At 30.8% G+C, this 5118-nt stretch carries 4 protein-coding genes and 2 tRNA genes; 2 read left to right on the top strand and 4 right to left on the bottom strand.

All coding sequences use genetic code 11. The annotated features are described in order from the left end of the window. Positions 1 to 40: 40 nt before the first annotated feature. Together ACH2BC_RS12555 and ACH2BC_RS12550 are read right to left on the bottom strand one after the other, a co-directional pair. Positions 41 to 115 (bottom strand) — tRNA-Pro (locus ACH2BC_RS12555). A gap of 13 nt (positions 116 to 128) precedes the next feature. After that, positions 129 to 215, bottom strand: a tRNA-Ser gene (locus ACH2BC_RS12550). Between the two features lie 256 nt (positions 216 to 471). On the opposite strand from ACH2BC_RS12550, the gene ACH2BC_RS12545 reads away from it, so the two are divergent. Together ACH2BC_RS12545 and ACH2BC_RS12540 are read left to right on the top strand one after the other, a co-directional pair. Further along, entirely contained in the window at positions 472 to 1650 is a 1179-nt protein-coding gene (locus tag ACH2BC_RS12545; protein WP_395054348.1) for an acetyl-CoA C-acyltransferase, read from the top strand. Positions 1651 to 1706: 56 nt separating this feature from the next. Beyond that, complete coding sequence (locus ACH2BC_RS12540; RefSeq protein ID WP_395054347.1) at positions 1707 to 2468, top strand: NlpC/P60 family protein; 762 nt, start codon at positions 1707 to 1709, stop codon at positions 2466 to 2468. Positions 2469 to 2479: 11 nt separating this feature from the next. On the opposite strand, the gene ACH2BC_RS12535 is transcribed toward ACH2BC_RS12540, so the two are convergent. Together ACH2BC_RS12535 and ACH2BC_RS12530 are read right to left on the bottom strand one after the other, a co-directional pair. Further along, a complete protein-coding gene (locus ACH2BC_RS12535; RefSeq protein ID WP_395054346.1) occupies positions 2480 to 3796 on the bottom strand; it encodes a tetratricopeptide repeat protein in 1317 nt (438 codons plus the stop codon). A gap of 82 nt (positions 3797 to 3878) precedes the next feature. Continuing rightward, the coding region (locus ACH2BC_RS12530; RefSeq protein WP_395054345.1) for a DNA gyrase C-terminal beta-propeller domain-containing protein at positions 3879 to 5118 on the bottom strand (1240 nt) is incomplete at its 5' end.

The following is a 5118-nucleotide window of genomic DNA, read 5'->3' as shown; positions in this document are numbered from 1 at the left end:
ATAAAAAAAATTATAATTTTTATTAAAATTACAATTAAAGTCGGGGTGGCAGGATTCGAACCTGCGACCTCCTGCTCCCAAAGCAGGCGCGATAACCGGGCTACGCTACACCCCGAAAGCAAAAAAAGCGGAGAGTAAGGGATTCGAACCCTTGGTACAGTTACCCATACGCATGTTTAGCAAACATGTCCTTTCGGCCACTCAGGCAACTCTCCAAGCTCAATGAACGTAAATCTTTTAAGCGGTTGCAAATGTAAGGTTTCAATATAATATTTACAACAAATTATATTCTTTTTTTTAATATAATAATTAGACCTAAATGAACAACTTAAAAATCAACAGAATAGAAAATAATAAAACTGTTTTGTTCAAATAATTATCAATAAAATAGATTCAAAAATGTATTTTCCGTAAAAAATAGTAAATTTGCATTCTAATAAAATGTTTTAACATTCAATTTCTACTATAATTATGAACACAAAAATTGTAATAGTATCAGCAGTAAGAACTCCAATTGGAAGTTTTATGGGTGCATTATCAACAGTTTCAGCTACTCAACTTGGAGCTGCAGCTATTAAAGGCGCATTATCTAAAATTAATTTAGATGCCAATTTAGTAGACGAAGTTTTTATGGGAAATGTAGTTCAAGCTGGAGTTGGTCAAGCGCCAGCAAGACAAGCTGCAATTTACGCAGGATTATCTAATGAGGTTGCTTGTACTACTGTAAACAAAGTTTGTGCTTCTGGAATGAAATCTATTATGTTAGGAACTCAAGCAATTCTTGCTGGCGATGCAGAAATTGTTGTTGCTGGTGGAATGGAAAATATGAGTATGATTCCGCATTATGTTCAAATGAGAAACGGAGTAAAATTTGGACCAACAACTTTGATTGATGGAATGCAAAAAGATGGTTTAGTTGATGCTTACGACAATAATGCCATGGGAGTTTGTGCCGATTTATGTGCAACTGAATACAAAATATCAAGAGAAGAGCAAGATGCTTATGCAATTCAATCGTATGAACGTTCTACAAATGCATCAAATGCTGGAAAATTTACTAATGAAATAATACCAGTTGCTGTTCCGCAAAGAAATGGAGATCCAATTATGGTTTCTGTAGATGAAGAGTTTACAAACGTAAAATTAGATAAAATTCCAACTTTAAATCCAGTATTTACTAAAGACGGAACTGTTACTGCAGCAAACGCATCAACAATAAATGATGGCGCAGCAGCTTTAATTTTAATGACAGAAGAGAAAGCAATTTCTTTAGGATTAAAACCTTTAGCATTCATAAAAGGTTATGCTGATGCTGCACAAGAACCAAAATGGTTCACAACATCTCCAGCGAAAGCATTACCAAAAGCGCTAAAAAAAGCTGGAATTTCAATTTCTGATGTTGATTTTTTTGAATTTAATGAAGCTTTTGCAGTTGTAGGTTTAGCAAATGCTAAAATTTTAGGATTAGATAATGATAAAATAAATGTAAATGGTGGAGCAGTTTCGCTTGGTCATCCTCTTGGATGTTCTGGAGCAAGAATTGTGGTAACTTTGATAAATGTTTTACAACAAAATAATGCTAAAATTGGTGCTGCAGCTATTTGTAATGGTGGTGGTGGTGCTTCTGCAATTGTAATTGAATTGGCATAATAAAATTTGTTTAACAATAAATCTAAAATTTTATAAACTTTATTCCTAACTATAGAATGTTTGCCATTTGTAATTTGTCTATAATACCTTTACGAATTGAACCTAGTGATAAAAGCGAAATTGTATCGCAAGTATTATTTGGTGAACATTTTGAAATTATTGAACAACAAAAAAGTTGGACAAAAATAAAGTTGCATTTTGACGATTACGAAGGATGGATTGACACCAAACAATATCAAATAATATCCGAAGAAAATTATAAATTACTTTGTAAAGAAGCGGTTGTTTTAAATTCTGATCTAGTTGAATATGTATCTGATAAAAATAATGTATTAATTCCAATTACACTTGGAGCATCTTTATCGTTTTTAAATCACAGTGATATAAATACTGATAATTATGAATTTGAAGGATTAAAAATTAGTGGAATAAAACCTAAAAACAATATTGTTGCAACTTCTTATTTATATTTAAACTCACCATATCTTTGGGGTGGAAAAACACCTTTTGGTATTGATTGCTCTGGTTTTACACAAATGGTTTATAAATTAAATGGCTATAAATTACTTCGAGATGCATCGCAACAATCTTCTCAAGGTGAGGTTTTAAGCTTTATTGAAGAAAGTGAAGCTGGAGATTTGGCATTTTTTGATAATGAAGAAGGTAAAATTATCCACGTAGGAATAATTTTAGAAAATAATTACATAATTCACGCAAGTGGAAAAGTTAGAATTGATAGATTAGATCATCTTGGAATTTATAATGCCGAACAAAATAGACATACTCATCGGCTAAGAGTGATTAAAAAAATTATATAAAAAATATAAAACTACATTTTAGCTTTTAATGCTTTGTATTTCTCAGTCATTTCAAGATAATTATAAACAGACAATAAATTACTTTTTACAGTTTCATCTTCTGGTTTAATTTCATAAGCTTTTTCTAATAATGGTAATGCGCTTTTAAAAATTTTAGCTCTTTCTGCTTTTATAAGATCATACTTTTTTAGCTCTTTATCAGATGTTCCAGTAATAGCATTCATATCTTTTACCAATTTTGCATCTGGTTGTAATTTTAAAGCGGATAAATTTAAATAGGCATTATAATAATTAGGATCAACAGCTATTGCTTTTAAATAATATTTTTCTGCATTTACAGCATCATCAGCATTTGTTGACATTACTCCAAGATTATAATTTAAATCGGCATCATTTGGATTTTTTTCTAAAGCACTTTCAATAGCTTTTTTATAAGAAACCATATCTTTTAGAGTATAGTACAAATCTGCTTCTCCTAAAATTAAAGAAACATCATCTGGACTGGCTTTTCTAGCTTCTGAATAAACTGCCAAAGCTTCTTTAGTTTGACCTTTTTGAGTTAAAAGAAAAGCAAGATTTTTATAAATTTCTGGCTTTTTAGATTCTGCTTTTTCTTCTCTTGGAGAACTATGAGTTCCAATTCTAACTAAATTATCTCTATCCGTTTTAGATGTGTAATATTCTTCTTTAGTAGTTGCTTTGTTTACAGCAAAGTATTGAGTTGCATCTCCAGAATAATTAATATCTTTCAATTCTTGATAATATTTAAATGCTAAATCATTTTCTTTACCATTTACTGCAAAACTTGCTGCATAATACAAATTATCAACGTCTTTTTTATCCATTTTATATATAGAATACAAAACTTCTGCGGATTCTTTATATTTCTGTCCTTTATATAAACCATCAGCGTAAGCAAGCATTACTGGTTTATAACTTCCAATAGTTTCAATAATATCATCAGTATAAATTTTCTTTCCAGACTTTTTTTCAAATTCTAAAGTGGCATTTAAACTACTTTCTAAATCTGAAACTGCTTTTGGAGTAATATATTTAAATGTTTGTAAAGGCGTTGCAGTTGGTCCTAAAACTGTTATATCCAAAATTGGTGTCATTGCCTTATAAAAATTTGTATACACTTTATCGCCTTCTTCTGTAGCTAATGTTTCTAATTTATTTATATTAGCTTTATAATCAATCATTTCTGCTGCTGTTGGAATTTCCTTAGCATAAATTTTCTTCAATGCTTTTAATTCCTCTTTTTGTGCAAAAGTAGCAACAGAAACTAATAATGTTCCGGCAATTAAAATTTGTTTTACTTTATTCATAATAATACATTTAAATTTATTTATTAAAAAACCAATTTTAAAAAGTTGAAATACAATCTAAAATTGGTTTGGTTTTTATTACTTATTCTTCATCGTCTGAATCTTCTTCTTCAGATTCATCCTCTTCAACAACTTCATCGTCGTCGTCGTCGTCGTCTGCAACTCCATCATCTTCAAGAATTTCCAATACTGGTTTTACTCTTTCAATTACTGGTGCATCAATAACATTTCCATCTTCGTCAACAATAACTTCTTCAACATCATCTTTCATAACCTTAGTTACAGCTGCGATAGAATCGTTTCCTTTAATATTAATAAGTTTCACTCCTTGCGTTGCTCTTCCCATTACTCTTAAATCTTCAACTGCCATTCTTATAGTCAATCCAGATTTGTTGATAATCATTAAATCATCAGCATCGGTTACCGAATTTATAGAAATTAATTTTCCTGTTTTCTCTGTGATATTCAATGTTTTAACACCTTTTCCACCACGATTTGTAATTCTATATTCGTCTAAGCTTGAACGTTTTCCGTAACCATTTTCTGCAACAACCAGAATTTCACTGTTCATATCATTTACAGAAACCATACCAATTACTTCATCGGTTTCATCTTTTAACACAATTCCACGAACTCCAGAAGCTGTTCTTCCCATTGGACGTGTTTTAGTTTCTTCAAAACGAACTAATTTACCAGATTTTACAGCCAAAATTATCTGACTTGTTCCGTTAGTTAATTCGGCCGCCAATAATTCGTCACCTTCTTTAATTGTAATTGCAGCAACACCATTAATTCTTGGTTTAGAATATTTCTCTAAAGATGTTTTCTTAACCTGACCTTTTTTGGTAACCATAATAAGATTGTGGCTGTTGGTATATTCTTTATCTTTTAAATCTTGGGTACAAATAAATGCTTTAACTTTATCGTCTGGCTCAATATTTATAAGATTTTGTAATGCTCTTCCTTTAGCAGTTTTACTTCCTTCTGGAATTTCATAAACACGCATCCAGAAGCATTTTCCTTTTTGTGTAAAAAACATCATGTATTGATGATTTGTAGCAACAAACATGTGTTCTAAGAAATCTAAATCTCGAGTTCCAGCTGATTTTTGACCAACACCACCACGATTTTGAGTTTTATATTCGGTCAAATTTGTACGTTTTATATAACCAGCGTGCGATATTGTAATAACTACATTTTCGTCAGCAATTAAATCTTCGATGCTTACATCACCACCAGAATATTCGATAAGTGAACGACGAGCGTCACCATATTTATCTCTAATTTCAATTAACTCTTCTTTAATTAATTCCATTCTCAAT

Origin of the sequence: Flavobacterium sp., assembly GCF_043760115.1 — a bacterium.
In the GTDB taxonomy this organism is placed as follows: Bacteria; Bacteroidota; Bacteroidia; order Flavobacteriales; family Flavobacteriaceae; genus Flavobacterium.
The sequence above is the reverse complement of the archived record's forward strand: the minus strand, read 5'-3'. Positions and strand labels throughout refer to the sequence as shown.